Here is a 24537-nt window from a genome sequence, read left to right on the forward strand (position 1 = left end):
TAATAGCTTAATTACCATGAATACAAAACATTGGTCTACGTACCCATTACTCCATGAAGTTGTACAAAATAGAAATATACATATTAAAGGTAGGCATAGCTATTATAGTGACTATTGAGATGATGGATTTGAACAATCTGTTGTTCGCTATTTATCTGGTGATGAACAAAGTCATCACTGGGTATGACCTTGGGATGTTGATCAACGGTATATTGGTGATTACGTTTGCATTGGTAGTGAAACCGTCATTTTAATGGGCGGGAATCACACGTACCGAAGTGACTGGTTGAGTTTGTACCCATTCCCTGAACATATTCAAGAAGCCTACCTAAGTCAAGGCGATACTATTATCGGTGATGGTGTTTGGATAGGCATGCGAGCTTTTATCATGCCAGACATCAAGATAGGTGAAGGCGCGATTATCGCAGCAAATAGTATGGTGATAAATAATCTGGAACCTTATAGTATTGTTGGTGGAAACCTGCTAAAACAATTAAATACCGTTTTTCTGCTGATATCATCGATGAACTATTAAAACTGAACATTTATGATTGGCCTGTTGCAAAACTTGAACACGCAAAATCGATCCTTTGTAGTTTCGATTTATCTGCTTTAAACGTGTTTAGCCAAAAGTATGCTAGTGAAACAGTTAACAAATCGTATATATGGGGATTGCCGTCCCCTTGTTAATTTCAGTTTATGCATTATGACTTTTAAAGATAGGGAGATCTAAATCATTTCCCTTACTTATAACGATTTTGCACACAATTAATAATAAAGACTACCAAAATTAATTTATATCATTATAAAATGAAGGTGAGTCAACGAATCATTCAGTGATTAAAACAAAGAACCGTATTCATTTGATGATTTTAACTATGTTATTAAAAGCGTTGGCTGTATTTTGCGAACTTTATTCACAATAAAATGACAACCCTTGGTCTTTTTATATCAGCTTATAAGTAATATAAATTAATACAGGAAAACAATAATGATGGCACCCATGCTAGATATGCCACAAATGATGGCGTTAGTTCTTATCTTGTTCATATTATATATTGGTGATTTAATTTCAACGTATACTAAAGCATGGATCCCTTCTGTGTTTATTTGTGCCGTACTTTTCCTTGCAGGTTATTGGACTTTTTTCCCTAAAGATATCGTTGCAAGAGCAGGGATACCTACTGTTGTCGCGGTATTACTGATGTACTTATTAATCACCAATATGGGAACATTATTATCAGTTAATGAGCTAAAAAAACAGTGGAAAACTATTATAATTTCATTATCAGGCATTTTAGGTATTATTGTGTTTTGTTCTGTCATCGGGATTATCTTTTTTGATCGCAATACGGTCATTGTGGCAATCCCACCTTTGGTCGGGGGCATTGTCTCTGCAATTATTATGTCGGGTGGTGCTAAAGCTGCCGGATTAGTCGATTTATCAGTATTTGCCATTGTGATTTATGTGATGCAAGGCTTTGCAGGTTACCCATTAACGTCGATTGTCTTGAAACGTGAAGGCCAACGTGTTCTAAATCAGTATCGTGCGGGCAAATGGCAGGCGTCGACAGATGAGGGTGCAACAAATAGTAAACTTGACGTGTTAACCGAGAGTGATGAGCATCCTATGCCACGATTGTTTAGTAAAATGCCAAGTCGTTATAATACCAGCTATTTCCAATTCTTACGCTTGGCCATTGTGGGGTTTCTTGCTTATTTGACGTCAGTTTTTCTGGCGCCGATTGTCGCAATTAGTCCCTTTGTATTATGCTTATTTTACGGCGTAATTGCATCATCGATTGGATTTTTAGAGCGCCATCCATTAAAAAAAGCCAACGGTTTTGGTTTTGCAGTAATGGCCTTAATGCTTTTTATTTTTGATTCATTAAACCATGCCACTCCTGAAATGCTATTAAATTTAATTATACCACTTGTTGTACTGATATCTGGAGCAGTGGTCGGCATGTTTATTTTTTCGGTGGTTATTGGTAAATTGTTAAAAGTCAGTATGGAAATGGCATTTGCTATAGCTTTAACTGCATTGTATGGATTTCCTGCTGATTATATTATTACGAATGAAGTCATTAATAATTTAACGCGAGATCCCAACGAGCGGCAAGTTTTAAATAATCACATGCTAGCACCAATGCTAATCGGTGGTTTTATTTCTGTCACAATAGTTTCTGTGATATTAGCGGGAGTGATGGTCGGCATGATTATACCAATTAATTAGCACTATTTATTACAATGAATTGACCTAAAGTATTCTTCCGTCGATTTGATTTTACAGCATCAATTATTAATAAAGGTCTATAAAATGATTAATCAACAAATCAATAAATTAATCGAAAACGATAAACATAATATGATCGATTTTCGTCGAGACTTACATCGTCACCCTGAATTACCTTTTGAAGAAGTCAGAACAACTAACAAAATAGCACAAGCTTTAGATAATATTGGTATTGTTTACCGTCGGACTGAACCGACTGGAATTATTGCTGAAATTACAGGTGGCAAAGCAGGTAAAACGATTTTATTAAGAGCTGATATTGATGCATTACCCGTTCAAGAGCTCAATGACAAAATAGATTATAAATCAACTATAGATGGCAAAATGCATGCGTGTGGACACGATTCGCATACCGCGATGTTACTAACAGCAGCTAAGGCGTTATATCAAATTAGAGATCAATTACCAGGCAATGTACGTTTAGTCTTTCAACCCGCTGAAGAGATAGCAATGGGTGCAAAAGCAATGGTAAAACAAGGTGTATTAGAGAATATTGATAATGTGTTTGGGATGCATATTTGGTCACAAACACCAATTAATAAAATCTCATGTGTCGAGGGCCCAAGTTTTGCTTCGGCTGATTTGCTGACAATAAAGTTTAGAGGGAAGGGGGGGCATGGCTCAATGCCACATGATACTGTCGATGCGGTAATGGTTGCATCAGCCTTTGTGATGAATGTGCAATCTATTGTCTCAAGAGAAGTCGATCCCCTAGAACCTGCTGTTGTGACTATTGGTCGTATGGAAGTGGGTACCCGATTTAATGTTATTGCTGAAAATGCCATCTTAGAAGGTACCGTTCGCTGTTTTAATACAGCCGTTCGTGAAAAAATAGTGAACGCTATTAAGCGTTATGCGGATCAGGTTGCGGCAATGTATCGTGCTACCGCTGACGTTGATTATGTGTATGGTACATTGCCTGTAATTAATGAAAATCGTAGTGCGCTACTTGCTCAAACTGTAATCCAAGAAGCGTTTGGTGATGATTGTCTTTACCAAGAACGACCAACAACAGGTGGTGAAGACTTTAGTTATTATACTGAAAATATTCCTGGTGCTTTTGCGTTACTGGGTTCAGGTAACCCTAAGAAAGATACGCAATGGGCACATCATCATGGTTGTTTTAATATTGACGAAGACGCAATGGTCAAAGGTGCAGAACTTTATGCACAGTATGCATGGGCTTATCTTAATCAAACAAAATTTTAGTGATTAGGCGCCATATAATCGTTATATGGCGTATTATGATCAAAAATATTGCAATAAAATAAGACTAAATCCCATGACTGTCATGCCTGATAAAATGCCAATACTGGGGTTTCTTGCTGGATCAACTTCTTTAGCAAGAGGTATCAGTTCGTCAACCGATAAGGCTATCATGATACCTGCGACGGCGGCCATAATGCTCGCCATTAGGGTTTCAGTCACATAACTGCCTAAAGCAACATAAGTTAATACGCCACCTACAATTTCTGAGCAGCCTGAAATGCTAGCCCAAAATAGGGCTTGCCATTTTGAACCCGTTGCAATGTAAATAGGGGCTGCGACAGCCAAACCTTCGGGAATGTTATGAATCGCAACGGCAATAGCAATACCGATACCGAGTTCCAGATTTGCACTGGCAGTGATATAAGTGGCAATACCTTCAGGAAAATTATGTAAACTAATGCCTAAGGTAAGAAGAATAGCAGTTCGCTTGATTTTGTCTTTATGGGTTACTTGGGCTTTTTTGATACATTCAATATCACCATTTTCACACGGAATATCTTGTGGGTGATAGTGGGGCAATAGTCGGTCTAAAGCAAAATAGCCAATTAAACCTAAAATAAACATCAAGTAACATATAATCGGTGAGGCAGATGGTGTGTTGAGTGCGGCTGGTAACATCTCCATGAGTGAGATTAATAACATAATACCCGCAGCAAAACCGAGTGAAAATCCAAGTAAACGATCTGATGGCTTTTTAGTTAGTATCCCTAAAATGGCGCCTATAAACGTTGAGGCACCAGCAAGTATCGTTAAAACCAATGGTGTTGAAATCATTGAGAACCTTAGTGATTGACTTAACAATTAAAACGAAATAATACCCCACCAAGGAACAAAGACCGCCATTAAAATGAGATTTAAAACGATCAGTGCAAAAACAAAAATCATAAAAGATAAATCGATATTACCAATTGGTGGTACAATCCGTCTAATTGGCGCAATCAGTGGTTCTGAAAGCTGATACAACACTTCTTCAACGACGGATTGACCTCGGCTTACCCAACTTAAAATCGCTCTTGCCAATAAGATCCAAAAGATGAGGTGACCAAAGGCATGAACAATAACTAAAAGTGCATAAAACAGATAGCTAAAATGAAAATAAGAGGCATTCGTTGCAAAATACAGAATAGCAAGAAACTTAATCAGAGCAAGCACATAAAGTACCACAAATGTTGCCGTATCAAAACGACCTATTGATGGAATAAGTTTACGTAAAGGGCCAATTACAGGTTGGGTTAATTTGATAACAAATTGTGTACAGGGATTGTAATAATTAACACGTGTATACTGCATCCAGACACGTAATATGACCAGATAAAGACAAAGCATTAATAGCGTATTTACAATATAAAACAACGGTGACATTGATAACTCCTTAACGTTAGGTTTTAGCAATATATCATAAAAATGTTTAGTTGTATTGCCTTGCGCCAAATATAGCAGTACCGATTCTCACCATATTTGTACCTGCGATGATGGCCGCCTTCATATCATCACTCATTCCCATTGAAAGGGTATCGATATCCGGATTAAGCTGCTGCAATTTTTGATAAAGTTGATACATTTTTTTAAATGCTATGGATTGCAGGTCAAGATCACTTTCAGCTTTAGGAATAGCCATTAAGCCGCGTAGTTTTAAATGGGGTAATGCCATAATCTGTTGTGCCAATAAGGTAAGGTCTTCAGGTTGAATGCCTGATTTACTTTCTTCATCACTGATATTCACTTGAATTAAAACATTTAATGGTGATAAATGGCTTGGACGCTGTTCATTTAACCGTGTTGCTATTTTCAATCTATCGATAGTTTGTACCCAATCAAAATACTGTGCAACTAACTTGCTTTTATTTGATTGTAGTGGACCAATAAAATGCCATTCCAGCGATAAATCAGGATGATGTTGCTGGAAGTGGGTGATTTTTTCTACACCTTCTTGAACATAATTTTCACCAAAGCAAGTTTGTCCAGCTTGAATTGCGTCTTCAATAAGTGAAACTGGTTTGGTTTTACTCACTGCAAGTAACTTGATTAAGTTGGGAGATCGCTCGCACTGTGTGGCAATCTCATTAATCATGTGATGTATATGTTGTAAATTGTCTTTAATTGTCATCATCTAACTTTATTTATGGAAACTTTATTTGCACTCAGTTTAACTCAAAATGCGTCGGATTTGCATCTTTCTAGCAATCAGAATGCAATTATTCGGCAAAATGGTCAATTAATTTGCCTCGATCACTATTTTTTAGAAGCAAAGCAATTAGAACAAAAACTTTATACATTACTCACTGCGCAACAGATCACAATATTACAGCGTAATAAACAACTCGATTTTTGTTATGCTCATCCAAAGTATGGCCGTTTTCGTGGAAATCTTTTTTATCAATCGCATGGTCTTTCCGCGGTGTTTAGAATAATACCCCATCACATTCCAACATTAGAGGATATTCAAGCGCCAGCAATATTTAAACAATTAGCATTATCAAAGCAAGGGTTGATTTTGGTAACGGGTGCTACGGGATGCGGTAAATCAACGACACTTGCTGCAATGATTAGCTACATCAACCAGCATTACACCAAACATATTATTACGCTAGAAGATCCCATTGAATTTGTTTATCAAAATAAAAAATCGTTGATTCAGCAAAGGGAATTAGGCCAACATTTTATGACATACCCTAATGGATTAAAAGCCATTTTAAGACAAGACCCTGATATCATTATGGTGGGTGAATTACGTGACCGTCAAACGATTGAAGCTGCTTTGCAAGCTGCTGAAACTGGGCATACTGTTTTTGCGACCTTACATACGAACTCGGCCATTTCAACGATCCATCGCATAGTGGATATTTTCCCTGATGAAGCAAAAAATTTTATTCGTACACAATTAGCAAGTACATTACAAGCTGTTATTGCACAAAAATTAATTAACGATGGAAACACTGCTCGAAAGGCGGTATTTGAAATTTTGATTAATATACCAGCAGTAAGTCATTTAATTGAGGAGGGTAAAACAAAACAACTGACTTCGATTATGCAAACGGGAATGCAATATGGTATGAAAATGATGGAATAAAAAAGGCGCCATCATTAGGCGCCTGAATAAACATAATTAGGATTAAAATACAATCAGAAGTAATACGATTGCAACAACACCTAAAATGATAGCAGCAATACCAAATGTACCTTGAAGTGGTAACAATTTAGCTAATAATTGTTGACCTTTTTCTTCAGATTTAGCATTTTTAGATAATACATAAGTATTAATTAAGTTGAAGCCTAGAATAAAACCAAGTACTGATTCGACAACAGCGATAGCTGCTAATAAAATCCATAACCCAACAAAACCATTTCCAAAAAATGTACCGATGTTGATTAATAAATAGATAGCACTCCAAAGACCCCAAATTAGAATAACAACACCAATCCAACCTTGAAATGGCGTAATTTTATCTAATGTTGCTTTTGCATCAGGTTTTTTTGATAAAAGTAAAGATGGAACAGCTAAAATTCCAGATACGATAAGTAAGATAGCTTCTAACATTGTTTTATTTTCCTTATTTGATGTTTCTATCGTTGTTTGTTTAACACGTTTAACTGCAAACGAATTATCTGTCTTTTTTTATCCTAGATCAAGAAATTTGCATATTATTAAATCATTAAAGGCTAAAAAATATACAAATCATTGGTTCAATTCTTGATCAGTAAAAAGACCATTAAATAAATCAGTACTTAAGTAACGTTCACCAGATGAGGGTAAAATAACAACAATCGTTTTATCTTTATTTTCGGGCAATTTTGCTAACCTGTCAGCGGCAAAAACTGCTGCGCCCGATGATATTCCTGCTAAAATTCCTTCTTTGTCCATAATTTTGCGTGCTGTTTCGATAGCATCTTCATTAGACACTTTTTCAACAAGATCAATTAGATTTAAATCTAAATTCGCTGGGATAAAACCTGCACCGATCCCCTGTATTTTATGAGGTCCTGGTTGCAGTGGTTCACCTGCTAATGCTTGGCTGATAACTGGTGAATTGAGTGGCTCTACCGCGACAGCTGTGATGGCTTTACCTTGTGTGTTTTTGATATAACGAGAAACCCCTGTAAATGTTCCCCCTGTACCCACGCCGGCAATAAAAATATCAACTTGACCATCGGTATCTTGCCAGATCTCTGGGCCTGTGGTTTTTTCATGAATTTCTGGATTAGATGGATTACTAAATTGTTGGAGCATAAGGTTATGTTTAGGATCACTGGCGACTATTTCTTCAGCTTTAGCAATCGCACCTTTCATACCCTTAGCAGCTTCAGTTAACACTAAATTAGCACCCAGTATTTTTAATAATTTTCGTCGTTCAATGCTCATACTCTCAGGCATTGTTAGGGTGAGTTTATATCCTCTTGCTGCAGCGACTGCGGCAAGAGCAATACCAGTGTTGCCACTAGTCGGCTCGACAAGAGCAACGTCTGATGTCAGTAAACCACGTTTTTCAGCATCCCAAATCATATTGGAAGCAATACGACATTTAACACTAAAACTCGGATTACGTGATTCGACTTTAGCGAGAATATTACCATGACCAAAATGTTTCAAGCGTACAAGTGGCGTGTGTCCAATAGTTTGTGAATTGTCATCAAAAATTCGGCTCATGCGTTAATCCTCTTAGATATGATAAGTAATTTTATTTGATTATAAGATGTTACATACAACAGTTATAGTAATAAATTGTTATATGATTATAGCAATTTGAAATAAGCATTATGTCGCAAACCATTAAAATGATTGTTCAAATAACTCAATTTCTTCTTCTACACTTTTAATTGCAGCCTGACAACGATGTATTCTTTCATTAATTAGCTGTATTTTTTGTCGGTCATCAGCGTGATTTTCCAATTCTGATTTCATCCATTCCAATTTACGTAAATGACCGAGATATTGAGCATGTTTTTCAAATAAGGGTAATTGATGATGGTGGGTCGTTGGTTTATGAGTTTGGTGAGTGACAAGCTCTCTTGAAAGTGCTGATATTTGGTTGACAAGCTTATCTGTGAGGTAACTTATCTGCGCAGCATGAGTGTCTGAGGTAAAGGAATCATTCATTAGCTGGTGTAGTTGCAGATAATGATGTTTTATCTCGTCAATATAGGCTTGATAACCGTTTCGTTTAACGGATAAAGGTTTAAATAATCGTTCATCAAAGCAGGCATCATTCAATACCACATTTTCATACTGTTTAGCCTGCTGTGCAAGTTCATTAATTTTATGATTTAAACGTTGTAACAGTATTTGATTAGTCAGTGCCATAAGCACAATCCTTAATTAAAATTTTCTTGATTATTATCATCTTCACCAAAATAGTTACCAAAATGGTTTTTGGTTAAAGTAATAAGCTGCATAAAATGGATAAAATCCAATTGTTCTGTCTTCGATTTAGATTCACTAATAACGTCGTTATCAATCAATTTTTGTTTCACATGGTTATACCATGACAGCAAGTTAATTGGTAATGGGCTTGTTGCTCTTTTACCTAACCATAAATAGCCTTGTATTGGCAAGCTGATTAAAAAAACAGCGCTAATGATCATTAAAATCAGGTTAGCATTTAGGTAGTATTGCCAAAAAAATAGGAATACTAAAGTCGGCCCCATATAGTAATTAGCTAATTTTATGTAAGAAATAATTTTTATTTCAGGAAAAGATTTTGCTAAGTATTTATCAGTAGGGCAAATTAGCATGTATTTTTGACCTAATTTAAATAATTTTATTGGATTCATTACTAGAGGATTCCTCGACATTAGCTATTTATTGCCTTACAATAGCGCTCACAAATTTTAGGGATTTTGATTTCTATTTTAGCGATAAAAATAGTCGATATCAAAATATAATCCCTGAGTTACAATAATCATTATGATTAATCTAGTCATTATTTTATTTTAACAGTATCACCAATTTAATTTTGGTGTATTTCTTTTATTTTAAAAAAAGGGTTTACTATGTCGAGTAATCTTGTTCTCGTTCTTAATTGTGGTAGCTCTTCACTTAAATTTGCAATTATCGATCCGGCAAATGGTGATGAGTATATTTCGGGTTTAGCTGAATGTTTTAATTTACCTGATGCTCGTATCAAATGGAAATTAGATGGTGAGAAGGCTGACGCCTCGTTAGGTGCGGGAGCTGCGCACAGTGAAGCACTTCAATTTATTGTGAATAATATTTTTTCTAAAAAACCAGAATTATTAGCTAATATTAAAGCCATCGGTCATCGAATCGTTCATGGTGGTGAAAAATACACACAATCTGTTGTTATCGATGATTCTGTATTAAAAGGGATTGAAGATGCAGCCGCTTTTGCTCCTTTACATAACCCAGCACATTTAATTGGTATTCGTGAAGCATTTAAAGCATTCCCACATTTAAAACATAAAAATGTGGCCGTGTTTGATACCGCTTTCCATACAACAATGCCAAAAGAAGCTTATTTATATGCTATTCCTAAAGAGCTTTATGAAAAACACGGTATTCGTCGTTATGGCGCACATGGTACAAGCCATTTTTATGTTAGCCGTGAAGCCGCTAAAATCCTAAATAAACCTGTTGATCAAACTAACGTTGTTATCTGTCACTTAGGTAATGGTGCATCGATTTCTGCTGTTAAAAACGGTAAATGTGTTGAAACTTCAATGGGATTAACACCATTAGAAGGTTTAGTCATGGGAACTCGTAGTGGTGATATCGACCCTGCAATTATGTTCTTTTTACATGACAATTTAAAAATGTCTGTTGCTGACATCAATAATTTGCTTAACAAAAAATCAGGCCTTTTAGGTTTAACAGGCGTTAGCAGTGACTGTCGTTATGTAAGTGATAATTATGACAGCAATGAAGATGCAAAAAATGCGTTAGATGTTTTTGTTCACCGTTTAGTTAAATATATTGGTGGATATAGTATGTTATTAGATGGTCGTTTAGATGCGGTTGTGTTCACTGGAGGTATTGGTGAAAATGCAGAAGACGTACGTCGCTTAACACTTGAAAAATTAGGTATTCTTGGCTTTAAACTTGATCAAGAACGTAACTTAGCTGCACGTTTTGGTAAAGGTGGCAAAATTACAAAAGATGATTCAAGTCTTGCATTAGTCATTCCCACTAATGAAGAGCTCGTAATTGCACAAGATGCTGCCCGCTTGACAGCATAATATAATGACCGCCTCAAATAGGCGGTTTTTTTAAGATCGATTTAAGAGGAGTACAAAAGTGGCTCGTACAATTATGTTAATTCCTACAGGTTCCAATGTTGGTTTAACTGGGGTGAGTTTAGGTGTTATTCGTGCAATGGAACGTCAGGGCGTAAAAATCAGTTTATTTAAGCCTGTTGCTCAACCAGCATCGGGTGGCGATAGACCAGATCAAACAACAACTTTGATTCAAAGTAACACAGTAATTTCAACCAATAAACCACTTAAAATGAGTCATGTTGAAAAACTATTAGGTTTAAATCAACAAGATGTGTTAATGGAAGAGATCATTGCATTATATGCCGAAAGCACAAAAAATGCAGAAGTCGTGCTAGTTGAAGGGATTGTTCCTACAGCAAATTACCCATTTGCCAATGAACTGAACTTTAATGTTGCCAAAACCTTAGGTGCTGAAATTATTTTTGTTATGTCGATGGGTAGCGATACGCCAGAACAACTAAAAGAAAGAGTTGAAATTGCACGTTCTAACTTTGGTGGTATCAAAAATGAAAAAATTAAAGGTGTCATTGTTAATAAAGTTAACGCACCTATTGATGCACAAACATTAGCGAGACCTGATGTTGTTGAAATTTACCATACCCCAACTTACGATGGCAAAAAAATCGAAATCGATGATTTAAGAAAACATAGCCCATTACCTGTATTAGGGTGTATTCCTTGGAATATCGATCTTACCGCTTGTCGTGCTGTTGATATGGCAAACCATCTCGCAGCCAAAATGATCAATGAAGGTGAGATTAAAAAACGTCGTATTAAACACGTTTCATTCTGCTCACGAAGTGTTCCGAATGTGATTTCACATTTACGTCCAAATGCATTACTTGTGACTTCAGCAGACCGTGCAGATATTTTAGCTGCCATCTCTTTGTCGGTTATGAATGGGACTGAAATTGGCGCAGTATTGCTAACGGGTGGCTACGAAATTGAACCACAAGTTGCTGAATTATGTAAACAAGCATTTGAAACGGGTTTACCTGTATTTAGTGTTAATACGAATACATTCCAAACTTCAATCAATTTACAACGTTTCAATCTTGAAATTCCAGTTGATGATAAAGAGCGTCTTGATAATACACAAAATTATGTTGCTGATTACATTGACATTACTTGGATTAAATCATTAACCACGGAATTATCATCTAGCGCGATTCGTATGTCACCACCTGCGTTCCGCTACCAATTAACCGAATTTGCACGTAAAGCAGGTAAAACAATTGTATTACCAGAAGGTGATGAGCCAAGAACGATTCGTGCTGCTGCAATTTGTGCTGAACGAGGCATTGCTAAATGTGTTTTACTTGGCAATCCCGATGAAGTAAAACGTGTTGCAAAATCACAAGGTGTCACTCTTGGTGATGGTATTGAAATTTTAGATCCTGATGTGATTCGTGAAAATTATGTGCCACGCCTTGTTGAGTTACGTAAAAATAAAGGAATGACTGATATTTTAGCACGTGAACAACTTGTCGATAACGTGGTACTTGGTACGATGATGTTGGAACGTAATGAAGTTGATGGCTTAGTGTCTGGTGCCGTTCACACGACAGCCAATACTATTCGCCCACCATTACAATTAATCAAAACAGCACCAGGGAGTTCACTTGTTTCATCGGTATTTTTCATGCTAATGCCTGAACAAGTTTATATTTACGGTGACTGTGCAATTAATCCAGATCCGAATGCACAAGAACTTGCTGAAATTGCTATTCAATCTGCGGATACTGCGATTGCCTTTGGTATTGAGCCAAAAGTTGCGATGATTTCTTATTCAACAGGCAACTCAGGTCAAGGTGCGGACGTTGAAAAAGTGAAAGAAGCAACTAAAATTGCACAAGAAAAACGTCCAGATTTATTAATTGATGGACCTTTACAATATGATGCGGCGGTAATGCCTGATGTGGCAAAATCGAAAGCACCAAATTCTAAAGTGGCAGGTCAAGCTACCGTATTTATTTTCCCAGATTTAAATACCGGTAATACAACGTATAAAGCGGTACAACGCTCTGCAGATCTGATTTCAATCGGTCCTATGCTACAAGGAATGCGTAAACCAGTAAATGATTTATCACGTGGTGCTTTAGTTGACGATATCGTTTATACTATTGCCTTAACTGCAATCCAAGCAACTCAGCAGTAATCATTTAGGTTTTAGCTTCTCATTTTAGAGAACTAGAATTAATTATATGAGGTGATATAATATCGCCTCATATTTATTTAGGGTCTTTATTAATGGTATTTAGCATACTGATAGCATTGATAAATATCATTAGCTTTTAAGTAAAATCAATAAATTAACATTGATCTTTATTTTCAGTTCCACACATTTTTGGCTTTAGGGAAATTTTAATGACAAAAGACATCCATCAGCAACGTATTTTGATTCTTGATTTTGGTTCACAGGTCACACAGCTTATTGCTCGTCGTGTTCGTGAGATTGGGGTTTACTGTGAACTTTGGCCTTGGGATGTGTCTGAAGAAAAAATTAAACAATTTAATCCAAAAGGGATTATTTTGTCAGGTAGCCCTGAAAGTACAACAGAACAAGGTTCACCACGTGCGCCTGAATATGTGTTTAAAGCCGGCGTGCCTGTTTTAGGCATTTGCTATGGTATGCAAACAATGGCAGTCCAACTTGGTCAAGGCGGTGAAGTGACAGGGTCTAACCACCGAGAATTTGGTTATGCTAAAGTTGATATTGTCGCTCAATCTAAATTAACTGACGGTATTTTTGATAGCAAAGACGATAAAGGGCAAAGCCAACTTGACGTTTGGATGAGTCATGGTGATAAAGTCACTGCATTGCCAAGCGGTTTTAATGTGGTTGGTCGCACTGAAACGTGCCCATTTGCAATTATGGCGAATGACGACAAAGCTTTTTACGGTGTTCAATTTCACCCAGAAGTGACACATACTGTTAAAGGTTTGGAATTATTACAACGTTTTGTTATTGATATTTGCCATTGTGAAAAATTATGGACGCCATCATCAATTATCTCGGATGCGGTTGCACGTATTAAACAAAAAGTAGGAAAAGATAAAGTTTTATTAGGCTTATCGGGCGGTGTTGATTCATCTGTGACAGCATTATTACTTCATCAAGCGATTGGTGATCAATTAACTTGTGTATTCGTTGACCACGGTTTGTTACGTTTAAATGAAGCACAACAAGTTATGGATATGTTTGGCGATAAATTTGGCTTAAATATTATCGCAGTTAATGCTGAAACACGTTTTTTAAATGCATTAAAAGGTGAAGCAGATCCTGAAGCTAAACGTAAAATTATCGGGCGTGAATTTGTTGCTGTCTTTGATGAAGAAGCCGCAAAATTAAAAGACGTAAAATGGTTAGCACAAGGTACAATTTACCCAGACGTGATTGAGTCAGCTGCTGCGGATACGGGCAAAGCGCATGTAATCAAATCTCACCACAATGTGGGTGGATTACCTGAAGATATGAAAATGGGGCTCGTTGAGCCATTACGTGAGTTGTTTAAAGATGAAGTGCGTAAAGTCGGTTTAGAACTAGGCTTACCTTACGAAATGTTATATCGCCATCCATTCCCAGGACCAGGTCTTGGTGTACGTGTGCTGGGTGAAGTGAAAAAAGAGTACTGTGATTTATTACGTAAAGCTGATGCCATCTTTATTGAGGAGCTGTACAAAGCCGATTTATATCACAAGGTCAGCCAAGCTTTCACTGTTTTCCTGCCGGTTCGTTCTGTTGGTGTAATGGGTGATGGACGTAAATATGATTGGGTTGTTTCTATCCGTGCAGTCGAAACCATTGACTTTATGACTGCACATTGGGCGCATTTACCCTATGATTTCTTAGGTCGCGTGTCTAACCGTATCATCAATGAAGTAAACGGTATTTCTCGTGTAGTTTATGATATTAGTGGCAAACCGCCTGCTACTATCGAATGGGAATAGTTTTCACGTCAAGTTACAATAAAGCCCAGCTCATCAGCTGGGTTTTTTATTAAATGATAATTCATTGTCGTTTGCTCACTTATTTGGGATTGATTTGTTCAATTGTTGCCATAAAATTCGAGTGAAGGTTGGCCAAAATATTTTTCCCCTTAGTGATGGTACCCAAGGGATAAAGCTGTGAATGGTTACCCATGCCTTGATAAAAAAGCGCGACATTCCCCCAGGGTGCATAATAGGTAAAATCACCAGTCTTTATTAATGTATTCGCCATGTCTGTTGTGGTGAGTGGTTTTGGTAGATAAGCAATTTTCTCACTGTGAGCAAAGTCGGTGAATGTAAGTGACAATGGGAGTATCATTAAAAATTCACGACTTGCAGAATTATCATACAAATCAATTATGACGATTTGCTGATTAATTGTCATTTGTATTTTAGCCAGTATTGGTTGGCTATCCCCCAGCGTTGGGTTACTCATGAAAATTAACGTGAATAATAGTCGTGCATTCAACTTTTTAATGTTGCGAATCATTGCCATTTTATTCTCCAAGGTTATGAGGTGACTTTGCTAAATATTGGTTAAAAAATTGCTAGCTTTCATAAAAATACCGTTGTGTTTCTGGTGCATCGACTGTCATGAGATATTGTGCATGTGAAAGGCCTTCAAACACGATTAAATCGGCTTTAACGCCAACATCTTTAAGTTTCAAATGCATGCGAATAGTATTGCTTAAAAACAGGTCTCGTGTACCTGTAAATAATAGTGTTGGGGGGAGGTTACGAACATCCCCATATAGCGGTGAAATGAGTGGGTGCTTAAGATCATATTTACCCGCATACAATTGAGCTGCATCACCAAGCCAGCCATCATAGCTAACTAACACATTATCAATTCCTTCATTTGTCACGTAAGTATCGCCAGCGTTTGTTAAATCTGTCCATGGTGTTCCGACTACTATGGCTGCGGGCAGTGCTAAATTTAATGTTTTTGCTTTTAACATTAATGCTAAAGTGATGCCGCCGCCAGTTGATGTACCAAATACACCGATGTGACTAGCCGGATACTGTTCAAGTAGTGCTGCATAAGCAGACAAAGCATCCTCGATTGCTGCTGGAAAAGGTGCGTTAGGCGGCATACGGTAATCAATTGATATCACATTAATGTTGCCATAACCTGCCATCATAATTGCCTCATCGATACCTGCTTCACCTGGATTAAGTACATAACCACCGCCATGAAAATGTAACAAGATGCGATTTTTATTTTCTGGTGTAATACTTTTGGGGCTAATCATGAAGGCGCTGACACCACCAAGTGTTATGGGTTGGCTATTTACTTGAAATTTTTGTTTTAATTCGGGTAAACGCGCTAATGAAAATTGTGCAATCGTATTGACCCAGTCATGCCATTGCTTAGGTGTTTTTGGATGATCATTCCAATATGTCATTGGTACAGCACTGACCAAGGGTTGTAATGTTAAGCTAACCGTTTGTGGGGACGGAAAACGGTTGATATCGATCTGTTTTGCGCAGACATAATAACTTAGCATTAACAATATCAGTACAATTGATGTTTTCTTTTTCATTTAATTATTCTCCTTTATGGTTAAGCACGTCTGCCGGTTGCGGACTGATAACGTGTAAAACAAAAACGGATAACGACCGCGCCAGCCAGGCAAACGACCATTGCACAGATAAAAATGCCGGTAATGCCAAAATGGTCAAAAGTTAAACCGCCAAGGCCAGCTGCGATACCAATTGAAAACTGAATGGCGGCAACAGACAAACCACCGACTAATTCTGCTTGTTTGCTTAAAGTCCGCGTTATCCACGTTGACCAACCGACAGGAATAAAACCAAAGATGAACCCCCAAATAATGATTAACATAATCGTTATCATCTGTTGTGAGTTCACCATCAATAGTAAGAATGCAACAACGGCTAATAACACATGAATACTGATCATCACACTGCGAAAATAGCGCCCAAGGATGAGGCCAGCAATAATCGTTCCTGCACAGTTAGCGATACCAAATATTAATAATAGGCTCGCTATTGATGTATTCTTTAAGTGAAGATCATATTGAAGAAATGGCTTTAAATAAGTAAAAAAAAGATGATAGCCAGCATAACTCAGAACCGTGGCAATAATACCAAGTAATACCCAATTCTGTTTTAGCAAATCAAATGACTTAATCGCATGATCATATGTTGGGGCTAGCAGTTGTGGTAAACTCATACTTTGCCATATCAACGAAACTACACCGATTAACGCAGCCATAAAAAATACAGTTCGCCAACCAACGATCTCACCAAGAAAGCTCGCTAAGGGTAAGGAGATGATCGTAGCGATAGAAACGCCGGCATAAACAATACTCAAGGCTCGCGGAATATCCTTTGTCATTGCTAACTGCAGAACGACGGCCGATGTCATAGACCAAAAGCCACCAACACATATACCAAGCAAAGCACGTCCAATTAACATTACCCAATAATTAGCTGCGGTTGCGACTAAAATGTTAGCTATAATCAGTAATAATGAAAAACTCAGTAGGATTTTTTTTCGGTCAATATATTTTGTCAAAGGGGCTAATAATAAACTGCTTATGACGGCAAAAATACCAACCATTGTGACACTCTGTCCAGCTTGACCCTCTGTTATAGTTAAATCTTTTGCAATCGACGTTAATAAGCTAATAGGAATAAATTCAGCCGAGATTAGACTTGTTACACCCATAAAAAGTGAGAAAATTGCTGACCAGTGTGTTGTTGTTCGTGTTTGTGTTTTGATAAAAGAAGGATGATTTCGATTCATTTGGTGATGTAGCCTTAAATTGAATTTAAGGGCAGTGTAGAGCGTTCGTATTAATATGTAAAATACTGATATTTCATGGCTTCCCATGCCTAAAAAGCATGATTTTATCCGCCTATACTATTTTGAATGATAGATTTATTATTCAAAAGCGGCTTTGCAATGTATCAGAAACTGCTCTGCTGCTTTAGAGAACACCTGATAACGTTTCCACACCAGTGTATTATCGACTGTTAATATCGGGGCTAAAGGTTTAAAGCATATGTTGCTGCTTGATGTGTTGATGAGTTTATCAAGGCATAATGCATAACCGATACCTTGTTCGACCATTAATGAAGCATTATAGAGGAGGTTATAGGTTGCAACAACGTTAAGTTTGCTGATGTCTCTTTTTAGCCAACGAGTTAGGCGGCTATCGACTTCACGTTGTTTTGACGTGATAAGAGGTAATGACCACAAATCTTCGGCTTGGATTGTCTTTTTACTCGAAAGGTGACTGTGTTTTTGCATCAGCACCCCCCATGTATCTTTATCTGGTAGTAATAGTGACTCGTATTTATTGCGATTATCAGCGCCAATCAGTAGACCAAAGTCGAGTAAACCATCATCGATACGTTCAGTGACTTCATCCGCATCACCACTGAATATATGTACCCGAATGAGAGGAAATTTTATTTGTACAATTTTGATAACTTGTGACAGTCGAGACATCGCATAAGTTTCACCGCAGCCAATATAGATATCACCGCTGATCGTCTCCGCAGTGGTCAGAAATTCACGTTCTGTCTTATTCACTAATTCTAAAATTTCTTCTGCACGCTTACGTAACCGTATACCATCTTCTGTTAGGGTGATCTTACGACTACCTCGAATGAATAATGTACAGCCAAGCTCAGTTTCAAGTTCACTCAGTTGGCGTGATAGTGTGGGTTGCGTTAAGTGCAAATATTCAGCTGTGGCGGTGATGCTTTCTTGTCGAGTAAGGGCTAAAAAATAACGTAATATTTTAATGTCCAATTTAGCCTCCTATTGAGCAACCGACTAATGTTTAAATACTGGCGAATCATTACAGGATTTTGCAATAAAGCTGGTAATGTTTTCACTTTTTTGTGTCATCATTTTTAGAAACTGTTGTAACTGCTGTGCATGTAACTCACTGTCACATTCACAATACAGGCACGAGCCTGTTCCAGTTAAACGGGTTGGGGCTTTATTTGAAAGGAGTTTAATTAAACGATCAATCTGTGGATACAATAACCTAACAGTCGGTTCACAATCATTTTTAAACGGCAGTTGAAGTAATTCTGTTAAATTTCTTGTTACGGTGTCACGTTTTAATTGTGGGTGTGTAAAAATATCGACGGTAGAAATATCAACATTTGGCTTAACAACTAAGTACCATTTTTCGACAATATCAATCGGGGTAAGCTGATCACCAATACCTTGTGCAAAAGCACTATGACCATAAATAAAAATCGGGACATCTGCACCAATTTGACTACCAATTGCCATTAGCTGTTGAGTTGTTAATGATAAGTTCCACAGCTGATTTAAGGCAAGCAGAGTGGTTGCTGCATTTGATGAACCACCGCCGAGCCCACCCCCCATGGGCAGTTTTTTATCAACCGTTATATCAACGCCATAGTGTGGAGGCAACAATAAATTATGTTGGTTAATATAGCGCAGCAATAACTGAGTCGCTTTAATGATTAAGTTATCTTCCTGTTTAACGCCCACAAATTCTGTCATTAAACAAATTTGATCATCATCTCTTGTTTGAAAACACAAAGTGTCACAATAATCAACAAACTGAAATAATGTTTGAAGATTATGGTAACCATCAGTTCTACGTCCTGTAATATATAAAAATAAATTAAGTTTAGCGGGGGATAACCAATACTTCTGTTCCTTCATCTAGTCTATCTTCCAATGATTAATTGTCACTTTTAACTTGTCGTTTTTATTGCTTAATTCAATACTTGATGGTAGATCAAGGCTATTATTGTTGGCTCGGTATGTTTCATATTTAGCAATGGTGAGTAGCCAATTTTGATTCGATTGTGATAACGTTGTTTTAAATAAACGACCTTGTGAATCTAACATATCATTTTGGGGATTATCAGAATAACCTTTGAACCAATTGTGTAAGGATTTAAACGGAATATTCATACCCGTCAATTTAGCCATTAAACGATCAACATTTTCATCTATATATTTTTTACCATCTTTATCGGTTAATTCAGCAAGGTAAGGGGTTACCGTTAATGAAAACATAGACGTCCCGACGGGGGTGGTAAGTTTTAACTGATATTCATTGTCTGTGGCTTGATTGATAAAAAAACGACCATAATATTTAGTACTACCAGAAACATACGATAAGCTGCCGTTTGCCTGAAAAGCCGTTAAATGAGAAAGTGACTGTTGATGCGTCTTCCACGCGTTCTGTTGGCTTTCAGGAGTGAGATCTTTCGGGATCGATGTACAGGCAATCATCATGACTGCAATACAGGAAAGGGTGATAGCTCGATAAAGTTTGATGAATAAATGCATTTTTTTGCCTATCTTAATGTTGCGATATAGCATTATTATAGCGAATAGTGTTAAACAAGGGAATCGATTGTATTTCATTGTTTTAAGCTGTTAACCTTTTACATTTTTTTGTGTATAATTACCAACAATTCAATTTCATTCATTGGCCACAAAATCTGGCTAATGATCAGATACTGACTTACGGTCAGTATTATTAAATATAATTAAAGAAATATTTGAGCAATGTCTATCGCAATACTTGGTATTAATCATAAAACAGCACCTGTTGCATTAAGGGAGAAAATTGCATTTTCCCCTGATGTGATAGATAAAGCGCTGTATAATTTATATCAACACCCTTTAATTAATGGGTGTGTAATACTGTCGACGTGTAACCGTACGGAGATTTATGTCGGATATGACCACATGTCTGATTTACCCCGTATTAAAATTTCTGTCGAACAATGGTTAAGTCAGTTTCATCATATTCAATTAACGGATTATACAGACTGTTTATACTGGCATGACGACAAGCATGCTGTTGAGCATTTAATGAAGGTCGCAAGTGGTATTGATTCGATGATCTTAGGGGAACCGCAGATTCTAGGACAGGTAAAACAGGCTTATAGCTATTCGCATCAAAATCAGTGCTTATCAGGTGAGCTTGAGAAACTGTTTCAGCGAATATTCCATGTGGCCAAACGAGTTCGTACCGAAACGGATATCGGTTCAAATACCGCGTCAGTTGCTTATGCAGCCTGTTTGGTTGCTCGTCAGCTATTCCAATCCGTTTCTGATTTAAACATTATGCTAGTTGGTGCAGGCGAAACGATTGAGTTGATTGCACGTTACCTTAAACCGCATAGCTTTAACAAGATTATTGTGGCTAACCGTACACGTGAAAAAGCATTAACGTTAGCCAACTTAATGGATGCAGAAATTATTGCCTTACCGGATATTGCGGTGCGCTTAAAAGACGTTGATATTATCATTAGCTCGACGGCCAGTCCGTTACCTATTATTGGTAAAGGCATGGTTGAACGGTCATTATCAATACGTAAAAAAACGCTATCAAATCATCAAATGTTATTTATTGATCTGGCGGTACCACGTGATATTGAAGCTGAAATTGCCCAGCTTGATGACGTGCACTTGTTTACCATTGATGATTTACAAAAAACGGTGCAATCAAATTTGGAGCAGCGAGCTGTTGCAGCGAAAGAAGCCGAATATATTATAGATGAAGAGGCTGATATATTTATGGAATGGTTGCGTTCACGTAATGCAGTGGACTTAATCAAACAATATCGCTCTCAGGCTGAAACCATAAAACTCGAATTAACAGACAAAGCATTAAGTGCTATTAAACAAGGTGCCGATATTGATGATGTCTTAGCTAAATTTTCTCATCAATTAACGAACCGACTTATTCATGCCCCAACTCAAACATTACTCCATGCCGCAACCCAAGATTGTTGTGATTGTTTAAAAGTATTAAGTGATGGTTTAGGGCTAAAAGAGCATTAGCTCAATTAGCCTTATTATCTTAGTCGTAACGCATTAATACATTTATTTAACACTTATACATTAAAAAGGTATTTCCTTTATATGAAACCATCAATTATTGCTAAATTAGAAACCTTACAAGAACGCTTTGAAGAAGTTCAGGCGCTACTCTCTGATCCTAGTGTGATCTCAGATCAAGACCGTTTTCGTGGATTATCAAAAGAGTATTCACAATTAACGGATGTTGTAAAATGTTTTGAGCAATGGAAAACAACGCAAGACGATATTGAAACAGCCAAAATGATGTTATCCGATCCTGAAATGGGTGAGATGGCTCAAGAAGAGCTTAACGATGCAAAAGCAAAAGTTGAAGCTCAGGAAAACCAATTACAATTATTATTATTGCCTAAAGACCCCAATGACGAGTATAACTGTTTTCTTGAAATTAGAGCAGGGACCGGTGGAGATGAAGCGGCTATCTTTGCGGGTGACTTGGCTCGAATGTATGCCAAATATGCTGAATCTAAACGTTGGCGTACAGAAATTTTAAGCAGTAATGATGGTGAGCATGGTGGTTATAAAGAAGTTATCATGCTGGTGAGCGGGAATAGTGTCTATGGTAATTTAAAATTTGAATCTGGTGGACATCGTGTTCAACGTGTACCTGAAACTGAGTCACAAGGTCGAATTCATACTTCGGCTTGTACTATAGCGATATTGCCTGAAATTCCAGAAGCCGATTTACCTGAAATCAACCCAGCCGATTTACGGATCGATACTTATCGTTCATCAGGGGCGGGTGGACAGCATGTTAATACAACTGATTCAGCTATTCGTATTACACATATCCCAACGGGCATTGTGGTTGAATGTCAAGATGAGCGTTCACAGCATAAAAACAAGGCAAAAGCGATGTCAGTATTGGCCGCACGTATTCAAGATGCTGAAAGACAAAAACGCCAACAAGAAGAAGCGTCTACTCGTCGAAACTTATTAGGTTCTGGCGATCGCTCTGACCGTATTAGAACTTACAATTACCCGCAAGGCCGTGTAACCGATCATCGAATTAATTTAACGATCTATCGATTAGATGAAGTGATGGAAGGTAAGCTTGAAATGTTGATTGATCCAATTGTTCAAGAATACCAAGCTGATCAGTTAGCTGCATTATCGGAACAAGAGTCATGACATTTTTACAGTGGCTAAAGCAAGCAACACAAGTGCTCAATGGCAGTGATAGCCCAAGACGTGATGCCGAAATTTTACTCGGCTTTGTCACTGGGCGTACTCGCACATTTTTGATGGCTTTTTGTGAAACGGCTTTAACTGAAGAAGAGTTAACCAAACTTGACGGATTTTTAAAACGACGACAAGCTGGTGAGCCGATCGCTTATATCACAGGCGTAAAAGAGTTTTGGTCACTAAAATTTAATGTTTCACCTGCAACACTAATCCCAAGACCAGATACTGAAAAGTTGGTTGAATTAGCACTTGAATACTTACCTAAAGTGCCTTGTGAAGTATTGGATTTAGGAACAGGTACGGGTGCCATCACGATTGCTATGGCCACGGAAAGACCAGATTGCCTGTTTACGGCGATTGAGAAAAATGAAGATGCCTTTGAATTGGCCCAAAAAAATGCGCAGCAAATTGGTGTCAATAATGTTTACTTTTTATTGGGTAATTGGTATAAACCCATAAAAGGTCGCAAATTTTCAATGATTGTGAGTAATCCGCCTTATATTGAACCAACTGATATTCATTTATCACAAGGGGATGTACGCTACGAGCCAAGAAGTGCTCTGGTGTCAGAAGATGATGGTTTTGCTGACATTAAAATTATCGTTCATGGAGCAACCAAACATCTTAATCAATATGGTTGGCTACTAATTGAACATGGCTATCAACAAGGGGAGATGGTCAGAACGATTTTTAAACAACATGGTTTTCAACTTGTTGAAACTTATACCGATTACAGTGGCAATGAGAGAGTTACTGTGGGTCGTTGGTTTAAGCCTTAATTTAAATACTACTATTAGGAAAATATTATGAAACAAAAGATTGTTAAAATTGATGAGATTTCGGTTGCTAATGATTTACCTTTTGTTCTATTTGGTGGGATGAATGTCCTTGAATCGCGCGATTTAGCAATGAAAATCTGTGAGCATTATGTCACAGTCACTCAAAAATTAAATATTCCTTATGTATTTAAAGCGTCATTCGACAAAGCAAATCGTTCATCAGTACATTCATATCGAGGACCAGGCCTTGAAGAAGGCATGAAATTATTCCAAGAATTAAAATCCACGTTTGGTGTAAAAATCATTACTGATGTACATACTGAAGCACAATGCCAACCTGTTGCTGAAGTGGTTGATGTAATTCAATTACCGGCCTTTTTAGCTCGCCAAACTGACTTAGTCGTTGCGATGGCTAAAACCGGTGCAGTGATCAACGTTAAAAAACCACAATTTGTCAGCCCAGGTCAAATGGGAAATATTGTTGAAAAATTCGAAGAAGCAGGTAATGATCAAATCATCTTATGTGACCGAGGTAGCTGCTTTGGTTATGATAACTTAGTCGTTGATATGCTAGGTTTTAACATTATGAAAAAAGCAAGCAAAGGCTCGCCGGTGATTTTTGATGTGACCCATGCACTACAATGCCGTGATCCGATGGGTGCTGCGTCAGGTGGTAGACGGGGTCAAGTGACTGAACTTGCTCGTTCAGGGATGGCTGTTGGGATTGCTGGTTTATTCCTTGAATCACATCCAGATCCGGCACATGCCAAATGTGATGGGCCATCAGCATTACCATTAGCTAAATTAGAAGCCTTTTTACAACAGATGAAAGCAATTGATGATTTAGTAAAAAGCTTTGCTGAGATTGATACTGAAAATTAAGTATACGTTTTTACTCAGTGCGTCATGAAACGCACTGAGTTTAT

The 24537-nt window shown here is 37.5% G+C and carries 23 protein-coding genes and 1 pseudogene; 11 read left to right on the forward strand and 13 right to left on the reverse strand.

The genetic code is table 11. The features are described from left to right. The first annotated feature begins 16 nt into the window (after window positions 1-16). The 3 genes and pseudogenes from ABEA36_RS03850 to ABEA36_RS03860 all read left to right on the forward strand — a co-directional run bounded on the left by ABEA36_RS03850 (window position 17) and on the right by ABEA36_RS03860 (window position 3505). A pseudogene (locus ABEA36_RS03850) lies at window positions 17-690 on the forward strand (CatB-related O-acetyltransferase). 322 nt (window positions 691-1012) lie between these two features. Then, on the forward strand, window positions 1013-2236 hold the full coding sequence (locus ABEA36_RS03855; RefSeq protein ID WP_345490848.1) for a hypothetical protein: 1224 nt from the start codon (window positions 1013-1015) through the stop codon (window positions 2234-2236). Window positions 2237-2320: 84 nt separating this feature from the next. Beyond that, window positions 2321-3505 (forward strand): M20 family metallopeptidase, encoded by a 1185-nt coding sequence (locus ABEA36_RS03860; protein ID WP_345488993.1) that lies wholly within the window; start codon window positions 2321-2323, stop codon window positions 3503-3505. A gap of 39 nt (window positions 3506-3544) precedes the next feature. Here ABEA36_RS03860 and zupT read toward each other — a convergent pair whose 3' ends face one another. The 3 genes from zupT to ABEA36_RS03875 are packed head-to-tail and all read right to left on the reverse strand — an operon-like array spanning window position 3545 to window position 5675. Then, window positions 3545-4336, reverse strand: coding sequence for a zinc transporter ZupT (zupT, locus tag ABEA36_RS03865; RefSeq protein WP_345490850.1), 792 nt, complete (start codon window positions 4334-4336; stop codon window positions 3545-3547). 30 nt (window positions 4337-4366) lie between these two features. Continuing rightward, window positions 4367-4927 (reverse strand): YggT family protein, encoded by a 561-nt coding sequence (locus tag ABEA36_RS03870; RefSeq protein ID WP_345488995.1) that lies wholly within the window; start codon window positions 4925-4927, stop codon window positions 4367-4369. Window positions 4928-4973: 46 nt separating this feature from the next. Continuing rightward, window positions 4974-5675, reverse strand: a complete 702-nt coding sequence (locus ABEA36_RS03875; protein ID WP_345488997.1) for a YggS family pyridoxal phosphate-dependent enzyme — start codon at window positions 5673-5675, stop codon at window positions 4974-4976. Window positions 5676-5687: 12 nt separating this feature from the next. On the opposite strand from ABEA36_RS03875, the gene ABEA36_RS03880 reads away from it, so the two are divergent. Further along, on the forward strand, window positions 5688-6635 hold the full coding sequence (locus ABEA36_RS03880) for a type IV pilus twitching motility protein PilT (RefSeq protein WP_345488999.1): 948 nt from the start codon (window positions 5688-5690) through the stop codon (window positions 6633-6635). 42 nt (window positions 6636-6677) lie between these two features. On the opposite strand, the gene ABEA36_RS03885 is transcribed toward ABEA36_RS03880, so the two are convergent. The 4 genes from ABEA36_RS03885 to yfbV form a co-directional block, all read right to left on the reverse strand. After that, complete coding sequence (locus ABEA36_RS03885; RefSeq protein ID WP_345489001.1) at window positions 6678-7103, reverse strand: hypothetical protein; 426 nt, start codon at window positions 7101-7103, stop codon at window positions 6678-6680. Between the two features lie 138 nt (window positions 7104-7241). Further along, on the reverse strand, window positions 7242-8210 hold the full coding sequence (cysK, locus tag ABEA36_RS03890) for a cysteine synthase A (RefSeq protein WP_345489003.1): 969 nt from the start codon (window positions 8208-8210) through the stop codon (window positions 7242-7244). Window positions 8211-8333: 123 nt separating this feature from the next. Then, on the reverse strand, window positions 8334-8864 hold the full coding sequence (gene priC, locus ABEA36_RS03895; RefSeq protein WP_345489006.1) for a primosomal replication protein PriC: 531 nt from the start codon (window positions 8862-8864) through the stop codon (window positions 8334-8336). A gap of 11 nt (window positions 8865-8875) precedes the next feature. Beyond that, window positions 8876-9334, reverse strand: coding sequence for a terminus macrodomain insulation protein YfbV (gene yfbV, locus ABEA36_RS03900; protein WP_345489008.1), 459 nt, complete (start codon window positions 9332-9334; stop codon window positions 8876-8878). Between the two features lie 219 nt (window positions 9335-9553). Here yfbV and ABEA36_RS03905 point away from each other — a divergent pair, with 219 nt between their 5' ends. The 3 genes from ABEA36_RS03905 (at window position 9554) to guaA (ending at window position 14746) form a co-directional block, all read left to right on the forward strand. Further along, the gene (locus tag ABEA36_RS03905) at window positions 9554-10756 is read left to right on the forward strand and encodes an acetate kinase (RefSeq protein WP_345489010.1); all 1203 of its coding nucleotides are present in this window, start codon (window positions 9554-9556) and stop codon (window positions 10754-10756) included. Between the two features lie 58 nt (window positions 10757-10814). After that, complete coding sequence (pta, locus tag ABEA36_RS03910; RefSeq protein ID WP_345489012.1) at window positions 10815-12953, forward strand: phosphate acetyltransferase; 2139 nt, start codon at window positions 10815-10817, stop codon at window positions 12951-12953. A 209-nt stretch (window positions 12954-13162) separates the two neighbouring features. Next, on the forward strand, window positions 13163-14746 hold the full coding sequence (gene guaA / locus ABEA36_RS03915; RefSeq protein ID WP_345489014.1) for a glutamine-hydrolyzing GMP synthase: 1584 nt from the start codon (window positions 13163-13165) through the stop codon (window positions 14744-14746). Window positions 14747-14825: 79 nt separating this feature from the next. Here guaA and ABEA36_RS03920 read toward each other — a convergent pair whose 3' ends face one another. From ABEA36_RS03920 to lolB, 6 genes are all read right to left on the reverse strand, one after another. Further along, window positions 14826-15281, reverse strand: coding sequence for a cyclophilin-like fold protein (locus ABEA36_RS03920; protein ID WP_345489016.1), 456 nt, complete (start codon window positions 15279-15281; stop codon window positions 14826-14828). 52 nt (window positions 15282-15333) lie between these two features. Further along, the gene (locus tag ABEA36_RS03925; RefSeq protein WP_345489018.1) at window positions 15334-16329 is read right to left on the reverse strand and encodes an alpha/beta hydrolase; all 996 of its coding nucleotides are present in this window, start codon (window positions 16327-16329) and stop codon (window positions 15334-15336) included. A 20-nt stretch (window positions 16330-16349) separates the two neighbouring features. Then, on the reverse strand, window positions 16350-17558 hold the full coding sequence (locus ABEA36_RS03930; protein ID WP_345489020.1) for an MFS transporter: 1209 nt from the start codon (window positions 17556-17558) through the stop codon (window positions 16350-16352). 138 nt (window positions 17559-17696) lie between these two features. After that, on the reverse strand, window positions 17697-18572 hold the full coding sequence (locus ABEA36_RS03935; RefSeq protein WP_345489022.1) for a LysR family transcriptional regulator: 876 nt from the start codon (window positions 18570-18572) through the stop codon (window positions 17697-17699). Between the two features lie 24 nt (window positions 18573-18596). Beyond that, the gene (gene ispE, locus ABEA36_RS03940; RefSeq protein WP_345489024.1) at window positions 18597-19469 is read right to left on the reverse strand and encodes a 4-(cytidine 5'-diphospho)-2-C-methyl-D-erythritol kinase; all 873 of its coding nucleotides are present in this window, start codon (window positions 19467-19469) and stop codon (window positions 18597-18599) included. Continuing rightward, window positions 19470-20105, reverse strand: a complete 636-nt coding sequence (gene lolB, locus ABEA36_RS03945; protein WP_345489027.1) for a lipoprotein insertase outer membrane protein LolB — start codon at window positions 20103-20105, stop codon at window positions 19470-19472. A 222-nt stretch (window positions 20106-20327) separates the two neighbouring features. Between lolB and hemA the strand changes: the two genes are divergently transcribed. From hemA to kdsA, 4 genes are all read left to right on the forward strand, one after another. Then, the gene (gene hemA, locus ABEA36_RS03950; RefSeq protein WP_345489029.1) at window positions 20328-21611 is read left to right on the forward strand and encodes a glutamyl-tRNA reductase; all 1284 of its coding nucleotides are present in this window, start codon (window positions 20328-20330) and stop codon (window positions 21609-21611) included. Window positions 21612-21692: 81 nt separating this feature from the next. Then, entirely contained in the window at window positions 21693-22778 is a 1086-nt protein-coding gene (prfA, locus tag ABEA36_RS03955; protein WP_345489031.1) for a peptide chain release factor 1, read from the forward strand. Continuing rightward, window positions 22775-23611 carry a peptide chain release factor N(5)-glutamine methyltransferase gene (prmC, locus tag ABEA36_RS03960; protein WP_345489033.1) on the forward strand — a complete coding sequence of 279 codons (837 nt, stop codon included), beginning with the start codon at window positions 22775-22777 and terminating at the stop codon, window positions 23609-23611. The genes prfA and prmC overlap by 4 nt, the downstream gene beginning before the upstream one ends. A 27-nt stretch (window positions 23612-23638) precedes the next feature. After that, window positions 23639-24493: a 3-deoxy-8-phosphooctulonate synthase gene (gene kdsA / locus ABEA36_RS03965; protein ID WP_345489035.1), complete on the forward strand. Its 855-nt coding sequence runs from the start codon at window positions 23639-23641 to the stop codon at window positions 24491-24493. The last annotated feature ends 44 nt before the right edge of the window (window positions 24494-24537 follow it).

Source organism: Orbus sasakiae (assembly GCF_039542345.1).
Classification (GTDB): domain Bacteria; phylum Pseudomonadota; class Gammaproteobacteria; order Enterobacterales; family Orbaceae; genus Orbus; species Orbus sasakiae.